This window comes from Agromyces sp. Y782 (assembly GCF_059445405.1).
This window is the reverse complement of record NZ_JCAIUG010000001.1, coordinates 3,028,685-3,048,333: the sequence shown is the minus strand read 5'-3', so window position 1 is coordinate 3,048,333 and position 19,649 is coordinate 3,028,685. Positions and strand designations below refer to the sequence as shown.

The window sequence follows — 19,649 nt, the reverse complement described above, 5'->3', positions numbered from 1 at the left end:
AGCCGGCTATGGGACTCGAACCCACAACCCCCGCTTTACAAGAGCGGTGCGCTACCAATTGCGCCAAGCCGGCGAGGCGTGCCTCTCCGACATCCTATCGATCGCATGCACGCCGAACGCGCGGAGGCCCGGCAGCAGCCGGACCCCCGTTGGGCGCTGCGGTCGTCAGGACGCCGGCGTGGGCGTCGGAGTCGGCGTCGAGGTCGACTCCGAGAAGGTCTCACCCGTCGCCTGCAGCACGAACGACTGGAACTCGGCCGGATCCGTGAGCGAGCCCTCGTACTGCTTGCCGTTCACGAGCACCGTCGGGGTGCCCTTGATCGACTCGAGGTCGGAATTGGGCACCGGCTCGGTCAGCGCGCGCGTCGTGGCATCCTGAACCCACTTCTTGAACTGGGTGTCGTCGATGCACTTCTCGATCGTCGAGAGGGAACTGACACCCGCCTCTTTCGCGAGCGCCTTGATCTTGGAATCGTCGAGGCCGGTCGACGTCTCTTCGGGCTGGTTCTCGAAGAGCAGTGCGTTGAAGTCGAAGAACGACTCGGGCGAGGCATCCGCGACGCATGCCGCAGCGTTCGCGGCGCGCAACGAGTACTGCGTGCCGGCCGACTTGTTGGTCAGCAGTGCGATCGGGTGCACCTCGAGCGTCGCAGCCCCCGACTCGACCATCGTTCTGATCGACTCGGAGTTCGTCGACTCGAACTGGCCGCAGAACGGGCACAGGTAGTCGATGTACATGACGATGTTGGCCACGGTGCCGCTGTCGTCGGGCACGGTCGGGGTCGGGGTGCCGCCGGCAGCCAGCGCAGGGGTCTCGGTCGCCGTGATGACGCCGTCGACACCCGTGAGCAGAATGCCGTCGCTCGCCATGTTGGCGGGGCCGGGGCCCGCCGGCTTGACGCTCTGGAAGATCAGCGTGCCGATGACCGCCGCGATCGCGACGACTGCGACGATGACGCCGCCCTGAAGGAGCACCTTGTTGCGGCGCTCGCGCTTCTTCTGGTCCTCGCGGAGAACTCGCGCCGTCTCACGTGCCGCTTCGCGCTGCTCGTTACGGGTGGGACGTGGCTGATTCGATCCGCCGTTGCTCATCGATGGTCACTCCGGTCGCTGTGTGGGCGCGCGCTTGTGCATGCGGACGCAAAGACGATAGTAGGGAGGATGGCTGGGAATCACCCAAACGGATGCCGCGAGCGCGCCGAGTTCCGACTGGATGCCCCGGCCGGAACGTGTGCATCGCGGCCACCCGTGCATGCGATACTGAGTGGGCGTCAGCGTCGACGCAGTCCATCACAACGGATCGTCCGGCACGTACCTGCCGGTGAAGGAGAAACAGAATCATGGCGTCAGTCACGTTCGACAAGGCCACCCGCATCTACCCCGGAGGCAACCGGCCGGCCGTCGATCAGCTCGACCTCGAGGTGGCAGACGGCGAGTTCCTCGTCCTCGTCGGCCCCTCTGGTTGCGGCAAGTCAACCTCGCTCCGCATGCTCGCCGGCCTCGAAGAGGTCAACGAGGGCAACATCTTCATCGGCGACCGCAACGTCACCGACGTGCCGCCGAAAGACCGCGACATCGCGATGGTCTTCCAGAACTACGCGCTCTACCCGCACATGACCGTCGCCGAGAACATGGGCTTCGCGCTCAAGATCGCGGGCATCGGCAAAGAGGAGCGCGCTGCTCGTGTACTCGAGGCGGCCAAGCTCCTCGACCTCGAGCCCTACCTGGCACGCAAGCCGAAGGCACTCTCGGGCGGCCAGCGTCAGCGCGTCGCCATGGGCCGCGCGATCGTGCGCCAGCCCCAGGTGTTCCTCATGGATGAGCCGCTGTCGAACCTCGACGCGAAGCTCCGTGTGCAGACCCGTACGCAGATCGCCTCGCTCCAGCGTCGTCTCGGCGTCACCACGGTCTACGTCACGCACGACCAGACCGAGGCGCTCACCATGGGCGACCGCATCGCCGTGCTGAAAGACGGCGTCCTGCAGCAGGTCGGCACCCCGCGCGATCTGTACGAAGCCCCGAAGAACGTGTTCGTCGCCGGCTTCATCGGCTCGCCCGCGATGAACCTGTTCCACGCCGACCTCGTCGACGATGGCATCAAGTTCGGCACCGCAACGGTGCCGGTCGACCGCGAGACGCTCGCCCAGTCGAGTGGCAAGGTCGCCACCATCGGCGTGCGCCCCGAAGACATCGTCGTGTCGGCCACTCAGGGTGAGGGCCTCGCAGTCGAGGTCGACCTCGTCGAAGAGCTCGGCGCCGACGGCTACCTCTACGGCCACTCCACGGTCGAGGGCAAGCGCACCGACATCGTCGCTCGCGTCGACGGACGCCTGCACCCGTCAGCCGGCGACAAGGTGTACCTCACTGCCACGCCGAACCACGTGCACCTCTTCGACGCAGAGTCGGGCGACCGCCTCGGCGGCAAGGTCGTGGTGAGCTGACCGACGCAGTCACCGGCGATGCCGGCCGGGCCTCGGCCCGGCCGGCATCGTTGTTCTCCGCCCGTTCTGCGCCCACACCATCTGCGCCCGCTCCATCTGCGCCCGCTCCATCGGTGTCCGCTCCATCGGTGTCCCCTCGCAACCGCGACTACGCTGAAGCACAAATGAGCGGCTCACTCTCCATCACCTCGGCCATGGCCGACCCTGCACTGCTCGACCTGCCCTGGGACCTCCCTCTCGAGGCGTGGCCGAACGACACCATCGCGGCACTGCCCAAGGGAATCTCACGCCACCTCGTGCGGTTCGCGCACCTCGGCGCCCACGTCGTGGCGATCAAGGAGACGACGGCCGACATGGCCAAGGGCGAGTACGAGATGCTGCGCACGCTGCAGCGTCTCGACATCCCGTGCGTCGAGCCCGTCGCGTTCATCACCAATCGCACCGATGCCGAAGGCGACGCACTGAAGCCCGTGCTCGTCACTCGGCACCTCCGCTTCTCACTCCCCTATCGGGCACTCTTCTCGCAGACCCTCCGGCCCGACACCGCGACGCGGCTCGTCGACGCCCTCGCCGTGCTGTTGGTGCGCCTGCACATCGTCGGATTCTTCTGGGGTGACGTCTCACTCTCGAACACACTGTTCCGCCGCGACGCGGGTGCATTCGCGGCATACCTCGTCGACGCCGAGACCGGCAAGCTCTACGAGGGCGGACTCTCGAACGGCCAACGCGAGAACGACCTCGAGATCGCCCGGGTCAACATCGCGGGCGAACTGCTCGACCTCGAAGCGGGCGGCAAGGTGGCCGACGAACTCGATCCCGTGAATATCTCGAACGGCATCGTCGAGGCATATCGAAGCCTCTGGATCGAACTCACCGGATCCGAGTCGTTCTCGAGCGCCGAGCGATGGCGCATCAACGAACGCGTGAACCGCCTGAACGAGCTCGGCTTCGACATCGAAGAGCTCGCGATCAAGACCGACGAGACCGGCACGACCGTGCGCATCCAGCCGAAGGTCGTCGACGCCGGCCACCATCAGCGGCGCCTGCTGCGACTCACCGGCGTCGACGCCGGCGAGAACCAGGCCCGGCGACTGCTCAACGACCTCGACTCGTACCGGGCCGCCTACGGCAAGACCGAGCTCGACGAGGAGATGGTCGCGCACGAGTGGCTCATGCGCGTGTTCGAACCTGTCGTACGGGCGATTCCGCTCGAGCTGCGCGGCAAGCTCGAGCCGGCCGAGGTCTTCCACCAGTTGCTCGACCACCGCTGGTATCTCGCCCAGCAGGCCGGGCACGACATCCCGCTGGCTGAAGCGGTGACCTCCTATATCAACACCGTGTTGCGGCACCGGCGCGACGAGGCGACCGTGATCGGGCCGCCGACCGGCGCGTTCACCATGCCGGTCGAGACGATCCCCTCGACCGATACCGCGGCCTTCGCCGCCCTCGATCCCGACGACGACGGCGACTGGCGAATGAACGTCTGACCCACACCGATACCCGCCGTAACGAGCGTATACAGGTCCGTTGGTCGAGTAGCGAGCGCCAGCGAGCGTATCGATCCCCCACAGGAACCCGCCGGTCGAGTAGCGAGCGCCAGCGAGCGTATCGAGACCCCCTGTGGACAACGTGGATCCCCTGGGCGGAACATCGGCAGACTTGCGGGCATGGCCCACATGTACATCCTCGAATGCGCGGACGGAAGCTACTACGTCGGCAGCACGATCGACCTCGAACGCCGGATCGCGCAACACAATGCAGGTGAGGGCGCCGCGTATACGCGCGTCAGACGCCCCGTACGCCTCGTCTTCGCAGAGGAGTTTCCACGGATCGACGAAGCGTACGCTCGTGCGGGTCTCGATACGCTCGCTGACGCTCACTACTCGACCAACGAACCCTCGATCACGGGCGGGTCTCGATACGCTCGCTGACGCTCACTACTCGACCAACGAACGCGAGTAGTGCTCGGCGGGTCTCGATACGCTCGCCGACGCTCACTACTCGGCCGACGAACGGCCTTATTCGGCGCGGAGCTTGGAGATCTCGTAGAGGGTGACGGATGCCGCGATGCCAGCGTTCAGCGACTCGGTCGCGGCACTGATCGGGATCGAGACGATCGCGTCGCATGTCTGGGCGACGAGCCGCGAGAGCCCCTTGCCCTCGCTGCCCACGACGATCACAATCGGACGATCTGCCCATGAAAGGCCAGGCAGCGAGACATCTCCGCCGCCGTCGAGGCCGAGCACGAAGACCCCGCGTTCCTTCAGCGCCTTGAGCGTCTGCGTGAGGTTCGGCGCCATCGCCACGGGCACCCGTGCCGCCGCACCTGCCGAGGTCTTCCACGCTGCGGAGTTCACTCCGACCGAGCGACGCTGCGGCACGATGACGCCCTGGCCGCCGAACGCTCCCGTCGAGCGGAGGATCGCGCCGAGGTTGCGCGGGTCGGTGATGCCGTCGAGCGCGACGAACAGCGGGGTCTCGTCGCGGGCCAACACCTCGTCGAGCAATTCGATCGGATGCGCGTACTCGTAGGCGGGCACCTTCAGCGCGAGCCCCTGATGCACGCCGCCGTCGCCGGCGAGCCGATCGAGTTCGGGTTTCATGACCTCGAGAATGGGGATGCCGCGGTTCGTGGCGACCTTCATCGCCTCGCGCACGCGGTCGTCCATCTCGACGCGCGCGCCGACATACAGCGTCGTCGCCGGAATACGCGCTCGAAGCGCCTCGACAACCGAGTTGCGGCCGGTCACGATCTCGGACTCGTCGCCCGACTTCGGCCGTCGAGCAGCACCCGACGTGCCGCGCGGAGCGCCCCCACGCTGCTCCTGGCCCGCAACCCGCTTGCCGCCGGACGAGCGATAGCGCTCTTCCGCCGCCTTGCGCTTGCCCGCGGGATGCCAAGCACGATCCTCCGCCTTCGGCGTCGGCCCCTTACCTTCGAGCGCCTGACGCCCCTGGCCTCCGGAGCCGACTTGCTTGCTCGTCCCCTTGCGCACGGCTCCGGCGCGCGACTTGCCGCTGCTGCCTTTCATAGTCCCAAGCTCCAATGCGTTCCGGTCTGGCTGTCTTCGATGGTGATGCCCGCGGCCGAGAGTTCGGTGCGGATGCGGTCTGCGGCAGCGTAGTCCTTCGACTCGCGCGCAGCCTGGCGGTCTTCGATGAGGCCGGTGACGAGGGCGTCGAGGGCGGATGCCGCGGGGCCGGCGTCGGCCGCCGCCCACTGGGCGTCGCGCGGATCGATGCCGAGCACCTCGACCATGGCGACGACCTGCCCGTGCGCCACTGCCGCGTCGTGCAGCTCTTCGGCGTCGAGCGCCTGATTGCCGGCGCGTACCGTGTCGTGCAGCACGGCGAGTGCCTGCGGCACCCCGAGGTCGTCGTCCATCGCCGCGGCGAAGACGTCGGGAATCACCGGGGCGCCGATTCCGGCGTACCTGGTGCCGGCGAGCCGCCGCTCGACTCGGGACAGGAAGACGCGGATGCGGTCGACGACCGCCTCGGCCTCGGTGAGGGAACCGGGCACGTAGTCGAGCGTCGACCGGTAGTGCGCGGCGCCGAGAAGGTAGCGCACGGCGAGCGGCGAGGCGAGCTCGAACAACTCCGCCGCGTACACGGAGTTGCCGAGCGACTTGGACATCTTCTGCCCGCCGATATTCACGAGTCCGTTGTGCACCCAATATCGGGCGTACTCGTCGCCGGCCGCGGTCGACTGCGCGAGTTCGTTCTCGTGGTGCGGGAAACGCAGGTCGAGGCCGCCGCCGTGAATGTCGAATTCGGTGCCGAGGTATCGTGTGGCCATGGCCGAGCATTCGATGTGCCAGCCGGGGCGACCATCGCCCCACGGCGAGGCCCAGCTCGCCGAATCCGGTTCGGCCTCCTTGCGGCCCTTCCAGAGGGCGAAGTCGCGCGGGTCGCGCTTGCCGCGCGGGTTGGCGTCGGCCGCGGCCTCCATGTTGTCGAGGGTCTGACGCGTGAGCTCGCCGTAGGCGGGCCAGCTCGCAGTGTCGAAGTACACGTCGCCCGAGGCATCCGGGGCCGCGTACGCATAGCCGCGCTCGATGAGCCGCTCGATGAGCTCCTGCATCTGCGACACGCTCGCGGTCGCCCGCGGTTCGTATGTGGGCGCCAAGATGCCGAGCGAGGCATACGCCGCCGTGAACTCGAGTTCGACGCGGTAGGCGAGCGCCCACCACTGCTCACCGGTCGACGAGGCGGCGGCCGCGTTCAAGATCTTGTCTTCGATGTCGGTGACGTTGCGCACGAACGTGACGTCGTTGCCGCGGTATGCGAACCAGCGACGCATGATGTCGTAGACCAGTGCACTGCGCAGGTGCCCGATGTGCGGGCTCGACTGCACCGTCGGTCCGCAGACGTACATGCCGACGTGCCCCTCACGGAGGGGTACGAAATCACGGAGGGCCTGCGCCTTCGAGTCGTAGAGTTGCACGGTCACTCCGCAAGCCTACCGGCCGGGCGTGTCCGAGACCTCCGCGACTGCGCCTCAGGCGACGGGCAGCAACAGGGCCGTCGCAATCGCCGCGACGCCCTCACCGCGGCCGGTGAATCCCAGCGCATCGCTCGTCGTCGCCGACACGCTGACGGGCGCGTGAAGGATGCGAGACAGAAACGCCTCGGCCTCGGCCCGGCGCGGCGCGAGCTTCGGCTGGTTGCCGACGAGCTGCACCGTGACGTTGCCCACGCGCCAGCCCGCGGCTTCGACGAGCCGGCGCGTCTCGGTCAGGAACACCTCGCCGTGCGCCCCCTCGAATCGTGCGTCGGCCGTGCCGAACACCTGACCGACGTCGCCGAGCCCCGCAGCGGCGAGGAGGGCATCGCAGATCGCGTGCGCCGCGGCATCGCCGTCGGAGTGGCCTGACAGACCGCGCTCGCCCGGCCATTCGAGACCGGCGAGCCAGAGCGGCACGTCGGCGTCGTCGGCGAACGCGTGCACGTCCGTGCCGGTGCCGATGCGCGGCGCTCCACGGCCGACCGCGACCGTAGCCCGCCGTTCGTTCACGAGCTGCTCTGCGCGGTGGAGGTCGGCCGGCACGGTGATCTTGAATGCACGCACGTCGCCGGGCACCACTTCGACGGTGAGCCCGGCGGACGCCACGAGCGCCGCGTCATCGGTGAAGTCTCCGTGAACCGTGGCGTAGGCGTGATCGAGCGACCCCCGCGGGAATCCCTGCGGCGTCTGCACCGCGCGCAGCGTCGACCGGTCGACGGTCTCGAGCACGTGCCCGTCTTTCGAGACCCGTTTGACGGTGTCGACCACGTCGAGTGCCGGCACGATGCCTCGCCGCCGGGCTCGAACGGCACCGGCGACCTCGTCGAAGAGGAGAGCGGGTGCGAGGGCCCGCGCCGCATCGTGCACGAGCACGGTCTCGACCGAGGGCGGGAGCGCCGCAAGGCCGCGAGCAACGGATTGCTGACGAGTCGATCCGCCCGCCACGACGACGAGCTGGACGGATGCCTCGGCAGCGGCCTGCTCGAACGCCGCCTTGGCGGCATCGACCAGATCGGCCGGCACGACGAGCACGAGGTGCGGCGGTTCGCGCATGCCGAGCACGGCATCGACGGCGATCGAGAGGATCGTGCCGTCGCCGAGCGGTACGAACGCCTTCGGCTCGGTGTGGCCGAGCCGGGTGCCGCTGCCCGCGGCGACGACGATGACGGCGGTCGCTGAACTCACCATTCGAGCGTAGCCGCGTCTGCCGTCGGGTGGGTATCGATACGGCACTTGCGCGATCAACACAGGTCGAGTAGCGACGTGGGAGCGTGGCGAGACCTGGCGCGGGGTCTCGATACGGCGCTGGAGCGCCTACTCGACCGACGTGGGCCTATTCGACCGACGTGGGAGAGACGCGAAACGGCGGGCGCTCTCGCGCCCGCCGTTCGTGAGGACTCGCTAGGAGGCGAGCACCTCATCGAGCACGGTCGAAGCCGCCTCTTCATCGGTCTTCTCGGCGAGCGCGAGCTCGGAGATGAGAATCTGGCGCGCTTTCGCGAGCATGCGCTTCTCACCGGCCGAGAGGCCGCGATCCTGATCGCGGCGCCAGAGGTCGCGAACGACCTCGGAAACCTTGATCACGTCGCCCGAAGCGAGCTTCTCGAGGTTCGCCTTGTAGCGACGCGACCAGTTGGTCGGCTCCTCGGTGAACGGGGCGCGCAATACCTCGAAGACCTTGTCGAGGCCCTCTTTGCCGATGACGTCGCGAACGCCGACCAGGTCGACGTTCTCAGCGGGCACCTCGATGACGAGGTCGCCCTGCGTGACGTTCAGCTTGAGGTAGAGCTTCTCTTCACCCTTGATGATGCGTTTCTTGACCTCGGTGATCGTTGCGGCACCGTGGTGGGGGTAAACGACGGTTTCGCCAACCTCAAAAAGCATGAATAGATGTCCTTTCGGCAACTAACAGGATATCACATTCAGGATCATGCTAAGGTTCCGCCTCCCTTCTCGAGCGGCATCTTCCGTACGATATGCTCGGTTCCGATCCCATTGCGCCCGGGCCACCGCTCGCGCGCACGCTTGCACTTGGAGGTTCTGTGAAGGCGCGTCTCGCGGCATCCGCTGCTCTGGCCCTCGGCATCGCGCTCGGCGCGAGCGGATGCTCGATGCTGACATACCAGGCGACGACCGAGCATTACGACGCGAGCGACGGCGTTTCAGTCGACGTGGGCGAGCTCGACCTCCGGAACATCCTCGTCGTCTCCGACGACGGAGTCGACGGCACCCTCGTGATGACCATCGTGAACAACGGCACCGATGATGTCGAACTCGGCGTGCAGTTCGGCGCCGGAGGCGGCGACACTCAGACCATCGAGGTCGAGGCCGGAAGCACGGTCGCATTCGGCACCGACGACATCGAAGGCATCGACGTCGTCGAGCCGCTGCTGCTCGAGGACATCGACTCCATACCCGGCAGCCTCATTCCCATGTTCTTCCAGTACGGCTCGGTCGAGGGCGTGGAGAAGCTCATCCCCGTGCTCGACGGCCGCCTGCCCGAGTACGCACACCTCGTACCCTGACGTCACCGCGAAGGGGTGGTGGATGCAAGGCATCCGCCACCCCTTCTGCGTACCGTTCCGCTGGGCGCGACCGTTGCCGCGCCGCGCTCACGCCTCGAAGCGGTAGCCGAGCCCGCGCACCGTCACGAGCTGCACCGGCTCCGAGGGCTGCAATTCGATCTTCGAGCGGATGCGCTTGATGTGCACGTCGAGCGTCTTCGTGTCGCCGAAGTAGTCGGAGCCCCAGACCCGGTCGATGAGCTGGCCCCGCGTCAGCACGCGACCGGGATTGCGCATCAGCAATTCGAGCAGCTCGAATTCCTTCAACGGCATGGGCACGGGCGTTCCGTCGACTTCGACGGTGTGCCGATCCACGTCCATGCGTACTCGGCCGCCTTCGAGCACCGCCTCGTCGAAGTCCTCGATCTCGATGCGGCGACGCAGGACCGCCCGGATGCGGGCGAGCAGCTCACGCGTCGAATACGGCTTCGTGACGTAGTCGTCGGCGCCGAGTTCAAGGCCCACCACGATGTCGATCTCGGAGTCTTTGGCCGTCAGCATGATGATCGGCACCGTCGAGCGGCTGCGGATCTCACGGCACACCTCGGTGCCCGGCAGACCCGGCAGCATGAGGTCGAGGAGCACGAGGTCGGCGCCCGACTGGTCGAACGCGGCGACCGCCGCGAGGCCGTCGGCCGCGACCTCCACCTCGTAGCCCTCCCGCTCCAGGAGGAAGCTCAGGGGGTCGCTCAGGGCGATCTCGTCTTCGACGAGCAGGATGCGGGTCACGTATGGTCTCCTCGATCGGAGGCTGCGAGCTTCGCAGCCGGTATTGCCGATGACGGCTTGGACTTCGCGGCGTGCCCCGGCGCGACATCCGCAGGGCTCTCGAGCTCGCCATCGCCGGATTCCGGCTCGATCGCGGCCTCGGCGAGCGGCAGTCGGATCATGAATGTCGAGCCGCGACCAGGCTGAGACCACACCCGAACGTCGCCACCGTGATTCTGCACGGTGTGCTTGACGATGCTGAGGCCGAGTCCGGAGCCGCCGGTGTTGCGCGAGCGCGCCTGATCGACGCGGTAGAACCGCTCGAAGACGCGCTCGAGTTCGTCGGCTTCGATGCCGATGCCCTGGTCGGTGACGGCGATCTCGACGACGTCGCCGACGACCTTCGCGCCGACGCCGACGCGGCCGCCCGAGTTCGAGTAGGCGATCGCGTTCGCGACCAGGTTGTGGACCGCCACGACGAGGAGCGCACGGTCGCCGTAGACCTCCGCCTTCGCCGAGGCCTTCACTGCGACTTCGACCTGCTTCGCCCCGGCGACCACGCGGTTCTGGTCGACCGCTGCGGCGATGACCTGGTCGACGCGCACGCGCCGGTCGGGCCGCAGCGCGTCGCGCGCCTGCAACCGCGACAGCTCGATCACCTCGCTCGTGATGTGCGCGAGACGCGCGGCCTCGACCGAGAGGCGCCCGACGAACCGGCGCACCTGCTCGGGCTCGTCGGCCGCTTGTTCGAGTGCCTCGGCGAGGAGGCTGACCGAAGAGATCGGCGTCTTCAGTTCGTGACTGATGTTCGCGACGAAGTCGCGGCGCACCTCGTCGAGGCGGTGCGCCTCGGTGCGGTCCTCGGCGAGCAGCAGCACGAAGCGCGTGCCGAGGCGCGCGACCCGTACGTGCAGGCGCACCGTTGATTCGCCGAAGGGCCCGCGGGAGACGGTCACCTCGTCGTCGATGGCATCGCCACGGCGGCGAACGGATGACACGAGTTCGAGCAGTTCCGGGTGCACGAGCGCCTGCTGGCGCACGAGCCCCATCGCGAGCGCCCCGGGCGAGGCCCGAAGCACGTTGTTCGAGGGATCGAGCACGACACCGGCGGACTCCAGCACGTCGAGCACCTGGTCGACCCCATCGGGGATCGTCGGCGCGACGACCTTCGCGGCATTCGAGCCGCGGCGCTCTGCCACGTGCAGCACGATCATGAAGGCGGCGCCGAGGAAGGTGCCGAAGGCCAGTGCGGTGAGCACCAACCAGGTGGAGTCCATGGAACCAGACTAACCAGCCGATCCGGTGCTCTCCGCCGTTATCTGCATGTGCGGCGGTACGTTAGTGAGTGTTCAGGGTCCCGGCACCAGTTGTTCACCTTGCGCCGGGAGGATGTCCCGGGGCCGGATCGTCCCGGGACATCCGTGTCCCGTCACAGACCAGAGCAGACCAGAGCAGACAAGGATTCACAGACATGCGTGAGGTGTTCCAGCAGGAACTGCGCGAGGTGCAGGAGCGGCTCGTCGAGCTCGCCGAACTCGTGGCCGAATCGATCGACAAGGCGACACGTGCATTCAACGAGTCCAACGTGAGCCTGGCCGAAGAGGTGATCGCCGACGACGACCGCATCGACCAGGAGACGGTCGCACTCGACGAACTCGCGATCACGATCCTCGCCCGCCAGCAGCCGGTCGCACGAGACCTGCGCATCGTCGTGAGCGCATTGCGCATCAGCGCATCGCTCGAGCGCATGGGCGACATGTCGACGCACATCGCCCAGCTCGCGCGCTACCGCTTTCCCGACAAGGTCGTACCGAAGTCGCTGCGCCCGACGTTCGCCCAGATGGGTCGTCTCGACGTCGAGATCGCCCGCAAGCTCGTCGAGCTGCTCCGCATCGAAGACGTGCACCTCGCCGAGGAGATCCGCAACGACGACGACAAGATCGACGCCCTGCACCTCCAGGTCTTCGACAAGGTGCTCGGCGAGACGTGGAAGGGCCAGGCGGTCGACACGGTCGACGCGACCCTCGCGAGCCGGTATCACGAGCGTTTCGCCGACCACGCGGTCTCGATCGCCAAGAAGGTGCAGTATCTCGCGACCGGCGACTGGGACCCCGAGAAGTCGGCACTCTGACACCGACCACGTCACTGGTGGTCGAGGAGCGGCGCAGGAGCGTATCGAGACCCTCGTTTCCGGATCTCGATACGCTCGCCGGCGCTCGCTAGATCTCGATACGGCGCTGGTGCGCCGACTCGATCCGGCGCTCGATCAACGAGCGGCTACTTCTTGCCCTGCGCAGCGACCGCGGCAGCACCGGCGGCGGCGGCCTCGGGGTCGAGGTACTCCCCGGCACCGAGCGGCATGAAGTCGTCGCCCAGTCGGTAGACGAGGGGGATGCCGGTCGGAATGTTGAGCTCGGCGATGTCGTCGTCGCTGATGCCGTCGAGGTGCTTGACGAGCGCGCGCAGCGAGTTGCCGTGAGCCGTCACGAGCACCGTCTTGCCAGCCTCGAGGTCGGGGATGATGTCGGAGCGCCAGTACGGGAGCATGCGCTCGATGACGTCTTTCAGGCACTCGGTGCGGGGCAGCTCCGTGTCGTCGAGGTTCGCGTACCGCGGGTCGCCGACCTGGGAGTACTCGGCGTCGTCGGGCAGCACCGGCGGCGGCACGTCGAATGAGCGGCGCCAGAGCTGGAACTGTTCGGGGCCGTACTTCTCGAGCGTCTCGGCCTTGTCGAGACCCTGCAGCGCGCCGTAGTGGCGTTCGTTGAGGCGCCACGAGCGTCGCACGTCGATCCACGCACGATCGGCGACGTCGAGAGCGATGTTCGCGGTCTGGATGGCGCGGGTCAGCACGGAGGTGTGCTGCACATCGGGGAGCAGGCCGGATTCGGCGAGCAGCTCGCCGGCGCGCACCGCTTCGGCCGTGCCGAGTTCGCTGAGTCGCACGTCGACCCATCCGGTGAACAGGTTCTTCTGGTTCCATTCGCTGTTGCCGTGGCGAAGCAGCACGAGGGTGTGAGACATGCGAACAGCCTATCGACGAGGCATCCGCTGCTGCGTTCACGCCTGCACCGTTGTGTCCTTGTTCACACAGAATCATCATGCCGAACAAACGAAATCAGTTCCGCAATTTACATCTTTCGCTTGACGAATGCTAAAAGTCCCCCCTAGGTTCGTGACGGACGCGCGGGGGCTCGGTTCCCGGATGCACGTTCGGCATTTGGAACCGATGGAGGTCTCATGCACACCCAGCTTCACAACGTCGTGGCTCGCCTGGTCGCCGGATCGCTCGCCGCACTGCTCGCCGTGGGATTCATCGCGGGCACCGCGACTCCGGCACAGGCGCACGACGGCGCGCACGTCTTGATCTTCACCAAGACGACGCAGTTCCGGCATACGGACGCGATCGACAAGGGCACTCCGCTGATCACCGCGGCGCTCGAGGCCGAAGGCATCGAGGTGACGCATACCGAGGATTCGACGACCTTCAATGACACGGATCTCGCGGGCTTCGACGCTCTGATCATGTTCCAGGCATCCGGTGACCCGTGGAATGCCGACGAGAAGGCCGCCCTGGAGCGCTATCAGGAAGCCGGCGGCGGCATCGTCGCCATCCACAACGCGACGGACATGCGCGGCAACTACCAATGGTGGGACGAACTGGTCGGATCCCTGATGCCCGGCCACGCCGCCACCGGAACCGACCCCGGACAGCCGGGCACCGTGCGGATCGAGGATCACACGCACCCCTCCACCGGGCACTTCGAGGGCAGCCGCTGGGATCGCGCCGACGAGTGGTACAACTTCTCGAACAACGTCAGGGGCACGGCGCACGTGCTCGCCTCGATGGACGAGACGAGCTACGACGCCGGCGGTAACGCGATGGGCTACGACCACCCGATCTCGTGGTGCAAGCCCTACGACGGCGGACGCGCCTGGGCGACCGCGATGGGCCACTTCGGATCGCACTACGAGGAGCCCGCGTTCATGCAGCACGTCGTCGGCGGCGTGAAGTATGCGGCGGGCCTCGAGGAGGGCGACTGCGGCGGCACCGTCTGGGACAGCTTCGAGAAGGTCGCGCTCGACCAGAACACCTCCGCGCCGTTCGCGATGGACATCGCCGCCGACGGGCGCGTCTTCTACACCGAACTCGTGCGCGGCCAGATCCGCGTGTGGGACCCCGCCACGAACAACGTCACGACCGCGCTCGAGCTCGACGTCTACTCGGGCGGCGAAGACGGTCTGTTGGGCATCGCCCTCGACCCGGCCTTCACCGAGAACGGACGACTCTACGTCTACCGCTCCCCCGACGCCGCCGACAACAGCGACCCGTCGAGCTTCTTCAGTCGCGTCTCGCGATTCACGATGGTGAACGGAGTCATCGACCCGGCGACCGAGGAGCTCATCATCGAGGTGCCGGCGCGCCGTCTGCCCGACGAACCCGGCCACACCGGTGGCGGCCTCGACTTCGACGCCGACGGAAACCTCTACCTCAGCGTCGGCGACGACGTGAACCCGCACTCCGAGCCCTCGGGCGGGTACGCACCGATCTCGACCCGCGAGGGCACGTTCCACGACGCCAGGGCGACCTCGGCCAATACGAACGACCTACGCGGCAAGCTGCTGCGGATCACCCCGAACGCCGATGAACCCGGCTACACCATCCCCAGCGGCAACCTGTTCGCCGAAGCGGACGACACCGACGACAAGACTCGTCCCGAGATCTACGCGATGGGCTTTCGCAATCCGTTCCGCTTCTCGGTCGACCAGTCAACCGGAGCGATCAGCCTCGCCGACTACTCCCCCGACAACGGCAACGACGCACCGTCGACCCGCGGCCCGGCCGGCATCTCCGAGTGGAACCTGATCACCTCGCCTGGCAACTACGGCTGGCCGCTCTGCATGGGCGACAACGAGCCGTTCCGCGACGTCGACTACACGACGAACCCGGTCACCGTTGGCGACTACTTCGACTGCGACAACCCCGTGAACGACTCCCCGCGCAACACGGGCCTCACCGAACTGCCCGCGGCTCGCGCCGCCGACATGTGGTACGGCTACCAGCGCTCCTCGGTGCCGGAGGTCATCCCGCAGGGCGGCGGTCTCGCGCCGATGGGCGGGCCGGTCTACGACTACGACCCCGACCTCGAGTCGGACACGAAGTTCCCGGCCTCGTACGACGGCAAGCCGTTCTTCTACGAGTGGGCCAGGAACAAGATGTACTCGATCCAGCTCAAAGATCCGGCCGCCGGCTCGGGCTCGCAGGTGGAGAAGGTCAACGCGTTCCTGCCCCAGGAGCAGTTCCTCGCCCCGATCGACTCGAAGTTCGGCCCTGACGGGGCGCTGTACGTGCTCGACTGGGGCGGCGGCTTCGGCCGCGACAACCCCGAATCGGGCCTGCACCGCATCGACTACATCTCAGGTTCCCGCTCACCCGCGGCGAAGATCGCCGTCGACCGGGACTCCGGCCCGGCCCCGCTCGCGGTCGCATTCGACGGATCCGGTTCGTCGGACCCGGAGAATGCAGCGTTGTCGTACGCGTGGGACTTCGACGGGGACGGCTCCGTCGACTCCACCGACGCCGTGACCGCCCACACCTACGAAGTCGACGGCGTCTACGACGCCAGACTCACGGTCACCGACCCCGACGGCAAGACCGCGACGACCACTGCGCCTATCACTGTGGGCAACACCCGACCGACGGTCGCGTTCTCGCTGCCGCCGAACGGCTCGTTCTTCGACTTCGGCGACGACCTCTCGTGGGATGTCGCGGTGAACGACGCCGAGGACGGGGTGGTCGACGGCGACGACGTCATCATCCAGCCGGCACTCGGGCACGATGAGCACGCCCACCCGACGACGCCGCTCAGCGGCCTCACGGGCACCACCGAGACGAGCCTCGGCGGTCACGCGCCCGACGAGGACATCTTCTTCGCGCTCGACGCCCGCTACACCGACGGCGGCGGCGCAGGTGGTGCGAACCCGTTGATCGGTTCGCAGACGACGCTCGTCTTCCCCAAGATGAAGCAGGCCGAGTTCTTCGATTCCGCGTCGACCGATATGACGACGGCACCGAGCCGAGATTTCGAGGGCGTCGAGAGCGACCGAGTGATCGTCGGCGGCGACGGCGCCTGGGCGCATTACGACCCCGTGAGCTTCCACCGGATCGACCGACTCGCGCTACGGGTCTCGGCGGTCGCCGAGGGAGGCTCCATCGAGCTTCGCCGTGGCGCGCCCGACGGCGAGCTGCTCGCGACGGCCGCGGTGCCGGCGACCGGCTCGACGCGGTTCGCCGACGCGATCGTCGAGACGAGCGAGTTCCCGGCGGAAACGCTCGATCTCTATCTCGTCTTCCATGGCGGCGAGATCAAGGTCAACTTCCTCGAGGCGATCGGCCAGGGCTCATCGCCCGTGTCCTCGCCGACTGTGGCCATCACGACGCCTGAACAGGACGTCGAGCTCGAGCCGGGTCAAGATGTCACAGTCGAGGCGGATGCCGCAGACACCGCGGGCGAGATCGAGCAGGTCGAGTTCTTCGTCGACGGCGAGTCCATCGGCGTCGACGACGCCGCACCGTATGCCGCGGAGTGGTCTGCACCCGAGGAGGGTCTCTACGAGCTCACCGCGGTCGCGACGAGCGCGGCAGGCAAGTCCACCACGTCGCGCATCGTGCTGGCGCAAGTGGGTGAGCTCTTCGGCGACCTCGTGCCCTTCACGAACGCCGACGGCACCTTCGAACGGATCGGCGACGGTCGATTCCGCGTCACGGGCGCCGGCGCCGACACGTGGCAGGGCGTCGACGAGTACTCGACGTTGTACGCACCGGCCGGTGGCGACGAGGACTGGGAGGCGGTCGTCAGGGTCGATGCCCAGGAGAACACGAACGGTTCGGCCAAGGCCGGCATCATCGTGCGCAACGACGTCACGCTGCCCGGCACGTCACCGGGCTACGCGATGGTCGGCATCCGGCCGAACAACGGCATCGAATTCCTCTCCGACCCCGACGGGAATGGTCAGCTGAACACCTCGGTCGCCGGCGGAACGACGAGCTACCCGGTGTGGGTCAAGCTGAAGCGGAGCGGGGCCGACTACACCGCGTACTCCTCGAAGAACGGCACCTCGTGGACCCAGGTCGGCGGCACTGTCAATCTCGCGGGCGCGACCGCAGTGCAGGACGTGGGCATGTTCACGGTCTCGCACGCCAGCGCTGCAGGAACGGTCGACTTCGCGGAGTTCGCGATCGACACCGACCCGCAGGGGCCGGAGCCCGTCGACCCGCTCGAGCCGCTCAGGTGCCCGGCGAGTCCGCTCTCCGATGAGTTCGACGGCCCCGCGCTCGCGCCGTCTTGGGCGCTCCGTTTCGATGATGCCGCCCCCATCACCCAATCCGACGGCGTCCTCGAACTGCCCGTCACCTCCGGCGACATCAACGAGGCCTCGACCGGCCCGGTGAGCTTCGCCGGCAAGCCGCTGCCTGCGGGTGCGTGGGAGGCGACGACCGAGATCACCTTGGAGCACACCTCGCACTGGCAATGGGCCGGGCTCGTCGTGCACCAGAGCGACGACGAGTACAACAAGCTCGCCTTCGTGCGCCACCAGAACGGCGGCCGCATGGTGGAGTTCCAGAGCGAGACGGCGGGTGCGCGCACCACACCGGCAGCTCCGGTGCTTCCGGCCGACTTCCCGTCGACCATCCACCTCAAGCTGTCGAGCGACGGCACCACGCTGACCGGGGCGTACTCGACGGACGGCGAAACGTGGACCGCGCTCGACGGGCAGTTGCAGCTCAAGCAGGATGCGCGGATCGGCGTCATGGCCGCCGGCGATCTCGGCACGACGCCGGTGACGGCGAAGGTCGACTCGTTCCGGTTCAGCCCCGAGCCGGCCCCAGGAGAGCCCGTCGCCACGAGCGACGAGTTCGACGGCGACGCACTCGACGGATGCCGCTGGGACCGGAGTGTGCGCTACGACTCCAACCACGCCGAGGTCGCCGAGGGTCACCTGAAGATCGAGACCCAACTCGGTGACATCAACGGCGACAACCCGGTTTCGCCCCGCAACTTCATCCTCACCGAGGCGCCTGAAGGCGATTGGGTGGCGACGACGAAGTTCACGGCGCCGCTCGAGCACCGCTACCAGCTGGCGGGCCTCATGATGTGGGCCGACGACGACAACTACGTGAAGGCGGATGTCGTCGCCTACAACTCCCCGGGCACGGCGCTCGATCTCAGGGCCGAGCTCGCGGGCGAGGTGGATGCCGCGGGCATCGGCAACACCAACGTCGACATCGCCGACTCCTCGGAGAGCGGGTACTGGTACATCCGGGTCACGAAGACCGGCGACCTCTACACAGCCGAAGTGAGCGACGGCGGCGTCAACTGGACACCGATCGGCGACACCGGGATCACGTTCGACCAGCCCCTCCACGGTCTCGGCCTGATGGCCATCGGACCGCAGCAAGAGGAGCCGGTCGTGGTGGAGTTCGACTACGTTCACCTCGAGACCCCGCAGGTCGACACCACGGCCCCCACGACGAGTCTCGCCTGGACGCCCGCCACGCCCGACGGCGGCGACGGCTGGTACCGCACGACGCCGACGTTCGCGCTCACCGCGACCGATGCCGGCGGATCCGGCGTGGCATCCACCGAGTACGCGATCGGCGGCGGCGAGTGGACGGCGTACACGGAGCCGGTCGAGTTCGCCGGCGAAGGCGAGGTCGCGGTCGCGTTCCGATCGACCGATGCCGTCGGCAACGTCGAGGCCGAACTCGCCGCGACCGCGAAGGTCGACACCGTGGCACCCGCCACGACGGCCACCGTGGAGGACGTCGATTCCGGGGTCAGGGTCACCCTCGCCGCGATCGACGACACCTCAGGTGTGGCGGCGACCGAGTACCGCCTCGACGGCGGGGACTGGGCGGCATACGCCGATCCGATCCTCGTGACGGGGGCAGGCGAGCACACCGTGGAGTACCGCTCCACCGACGTCGCAGGCTCGGTCGAAGCAGACCAGGCCGCGACCGTCACCGTCGGGGAGGAACCCGGCCCCGTCGATCTGAAGGTCGTGACCAACGCCGCCTCCCAGTGCATCAACGGGAACGCACACGTCGCGGTCTACGCCATCAACACGGGCAACGTGTGGGCCGACATCCGGCTCACGACCGAGTGGGGAACCTACAAGGTCGTCAAGGTCGCGCCCGGTGCGGCGGTGTACCACCTCTTCGACACCGGGTCGGCGAAGGTGAAGAAGGGCACGGCGACGGTGGCGGCCTACCACTGGGACGGCAGCCAGGGTCACTACACCAGCCAAGTGAGCGCGTTCGCCAAGGCGAACTGCAAGAAGTAGCCTGCCCGACGCTCGGCGGCCCGACATCTGCGGATGCCGGGCCGCCGACGCAGTCCGGCCCGGGCGCCCGGCACAGCACGGGAC

The 19,649-nt window shown here is 67.6% G+C and carries 14 protein-coding genes and 1 tRNA gene; 6 read left to right on the top strand and 9 right to left on the bottom strand.

All coding sequences use genetic code 11. From position 1 onward, the window contains the following. Positions 1 to 73: transfer RNA gene (locus tag AC1C2S_RS13865), tRNA-Thr, on the bottom strand. 92 nt (positions 74 to 165) lie between these two features. Then, positions 166 to 1,092: a DsbA family protein gene (locus AC1C2S_RS13860; RefSeq protein WP_495353098.1), complete on the bottom strand. Its 927-nt coding sequence runs from the start codon at positions 1,090 to 1,092 to the stop codon at positions 166 to 168. Between the two features lie 248 nt (positions 1,093 to 1,340). On the opposite strand from AC1C2S_RS13860, the gene AC1C2S_RS13855 reads away from it, so the two are divergent. The 3 genes from AC1C2S_RS13855 to AC1C2S_RS13845 all read left to right on the top strand — a co-directional run bounded on the left by AC1C2S_RS13855 (position 1,341) and on the right by AC1C2S_RS13845 (position 4,372). Beyond that, positions 1,341 to 2,441: an ABC transporter ATP-binding protein gene (locus AC1C2S_RS13855; protein ID WP_495353097.1), complete on the top strand. Its 1,101-nt coding sequence runs from the start codon at positions 1,341 to 1,343 to the stop codon at positions 2,439 to 2,441. 164 nt (positions 2,442 to 2,605) lie between these two features. Beyond that, positions 2,606 to 3,928 carry a DUF4032 domain-containing protein gene (locus AC1C2S_RS13850; protein WP_495353096.1) on the top strand — a complete coding sequence of 441 codons (1,323 nt, stop codon included), beginning with the start codon at positions 2,606 to 2,608 and terminating at the stop codon, positions 3,926 to 3,928. Between the two features lie 180 nt (positions 3,929 to 4,108). Continuing rightward, complete coding sequence (locus tag AC1C2S_RS13845; protein WP_495353095.1) at positions 4,109 to 4,372, top strand: GIY-YIG nuclease family protein; 264 nt, start codon at positions 4,109 to 4,111, stop codon at positions 4,370 to 4,372. Between the two features lie 87 nt (positions 4,373 to 4,459). On the opposite strand, the gene rlmB is transcribed toward AC1C2S_RS13845, so the two are convergent. The 4 genes from rlmB to AC1C2S_RS13825 form a co-directional block, all read right to left on the bottom strand. Further along, positions 4,460 to 5,473: a 23S rRNA (guanosine(2251)-2'-O)-methyltransferase RlmB gene (rlmB, locus tag AC1C2S_RS13840; RefSeq protein WP_495353094.1), complete on the bottom strand. Its 1,014-nt coding sequence runs from the start codon at positions 5,471 to 5,473 to the stop codon at positions 4,460 to 4,462. Next, positions 5,470 to 6,894 (bottom strand): cysteine--tRNA ligase, encoded by a 1,425-nt coding sequence (gene cysS, locus AC1C2S_RS13835; protein ID WP_495353093.1) that lies wholly within the window; start codon positions 6,892 to 6,894, stop codon positions 5,470 to 5,472. Before cysS ends, rlmB begins: the two co-directional genes overlap by 4 nt. 48 nt (positions 6,895 to 6,942) lie before the next feature. After that, the gene (gene ispD, locus AC1C2S_RS13830) at positions 6,943 to 8,136 is read right to left on the bottom strand and encodes a 2-C-methyl-D-erythritol 4-phosphate cytidylyltransferase (RefSeq protein ID WP_495353092.1); all 1,194 of its coding nucleotides are present in this window, start codon (positions 8,134 to 8,136) and stop codon (positions 6,943 to 6,945) included. Positions 8,137 to 8,349: 213 nt separating this feature from the next. After that, positions 8,350 to 8,832: a CarD family transcriptional regulator gene (locus AC1C2S_RS13825; RefSeq protein WP_022889889.1), complete on the bottom strand. Its 483-nt coding sequence runs from the start codon at positions 8,830 to 8,832 to the stop codon at positions 8,350 to 8,352. Between the two features lie 158 nt (positions 8,833 to 8,990). Between AC1C2S_RS13825 and AC1C2S_RS13820 the strand changes: the two genes are divergently transcribed. Then, entirely contained in the window at positions 8,991 to 9,473 is a 483-nt protein-coding gene (locus AC1C2S_RS13820; protein ID WP_495353091.1) for a hypothetical protein, read from the top strand. An 87-nt stretch (positions 9,474 to 9,560) separates the two neighbouring features. Here AC1C2S_RS13820 and AC1C2S_RS13815 read toward each other — a convergent pair whose 3' ends face one another. Together AC1C2S_RS13815 and AC1C2S_RS13810 are read right to left on the bottom strand one after the other, a co-directional pair. Next, entirely contained in the window at positions 9,561 to 10,241 is a 681-nt protein-coding gene (locus AC1C2S_RS13815; protein WP_495353090.1) for a winged helix-turn-helix domain-containing protein, read from the bottom strand. After that, entirely contained in the window at positions 10,238 to 11,497 is a 1,260-nt protein-coding gene (locus AC1C2S_RS13810) for a sensor histidine kinase (protein WP_495353089.1), read from the bottom strand. The genes AC1C2S_RS13815 and AC1C2S_RS13810 overlap by 4 nt, the downstream gene beginning before the upstream one ends. A gap of 194 nt (positions 11,498 to 11,691) precedes the next feature. Here AC1C2S_RS13810 and phoU point away from each other — a divergent pair, with 194 nt between their 5' ends. After that, a complete protein-coding gene (gene phoU, locus AC1C2S_RS13805) occupies positions 11,692 to 12,351 on the top strand; it encodes a phosphate signaling complex protein PhoU (RefSeq protein ID WP_495353088.1) in 660 nt (219 codons plus the stop codon). A gap of 146 nt (positions 12,352 to 12,497) precedes the next feature. Here phoU and AC1C2S_RS13800 read toward each other — a convergent pair whose 3' ends face one another. After that, positions 12,498 to 13,244: a phosphoglyceromutase gene (locus AC1C2S_RS13800; RefSeq protein ID WP_495353087.1), complete on the bottom strand. Its 747-nt coding sequence runs from the start codon at positions 13,242 to 13,244 to the stop codon at positions 12,498 to 12,500. A 216-nt stretch (positions 13,245 to 13,460) separates the two neighbouring features. Between AC1C2S_RS13800 and AC1C2S_RS13795 the strand changes: the two genes are divergently transcribed. Beyond that, the gene (locus AC1C2S_RS13795) at positions 13,461 to 19,565 is read left to right on the top strand and encodes a ThuA domain-containing protein (RefSeq protein ID WP_495353086.1); all 6,105 of its coding nucleotides are present in this window, start codon (positions 13,461 to 13,463) and stop codon (positions 19,563 to 19,565) included. Positions 19,566 to 19,649 lie beyond the last annotated feature (84 nt).

Bases quoted from the DNA above. Each gene is read 5' to 3' on its own strand.
- AC1C2S_RS13860 (WP_495353098.1), bottom strand. From the start codon at position 1,092: ATGAGCAACGGCGGATCGAATCAGCCACGTCCCACCCGTAACGAGCAG.
- AC1C2S_RS13810 (WP_495353089.1), bottom strand. From the start codon at position 11,497: ATGGACTCCACCTGGTTGGTGCTCACCGCACTGGCCTTCGGCACCTTC.
- ispD (WP_495353092.1), bottom strand. From the start codon at position 8,136: ATGGTGAGTTCAGCGACCGCCGTCATCGTCGTCGCCGCGGGCAGCGGC.
- AC1C2S_RS13850 (WP_495353096.1), top strand. From the start codon at position 2,606: ATGAGCGGCTCACTCTCCATCACCTCGGCCATGGCCGACCCTGCACTG.
- rlmB (WP_495353094.1), bottom strand. From the start codon at position 5,473: ATGAAAGGCAGCAGCGGCAAGTCGCGCGCCGGAGCCGTGCGCAAGGGG.
- phoU (WP_495353088.1), top strand. From the start codon at position 11,692: ATGCGTGAGGTGTTCCAGCAGGAACTGCGCGAGGTGCAGGAGCGGCTC.
- AC1C2S_RS13800 (WP_495353087.1), bottom strand. From the start codon at position 13,244: ATGTCTCACACCCTCGTGCTGCTTCGCCACGGCAACAGCGAATGGAAC.
- AC1C2S_RS13825 (WP_022889889.1), bottom strand. From the start codon at position 8,832: ATGCTTTTTGAGGTTGGCGAAACCGTCGTTTACCCCCACCACGGTGCC.
- AC1C2S_RS13855 (WP_495353097.1), top strand. From the start codon at position 1,341: ATGGCGTCAGTCACGTTCGACAAGGCCACCCGCATCTACCCCGGAGGC.
- AC1C2S_RS13795 (WP_495353086.1), top strand. From the start codon at position 13,461: ATGCACACCCAGCTTCACAACGTCGTGGCTCGCCTGGTCGCCGGATCG.
- AC1C2S_RS13845 (WP_495353095.1), top strand. From the start codon at position 4,109: ATGGCCCACATGTACATCCTCGAATGCGCGGACGGAAGCTACTACGTC.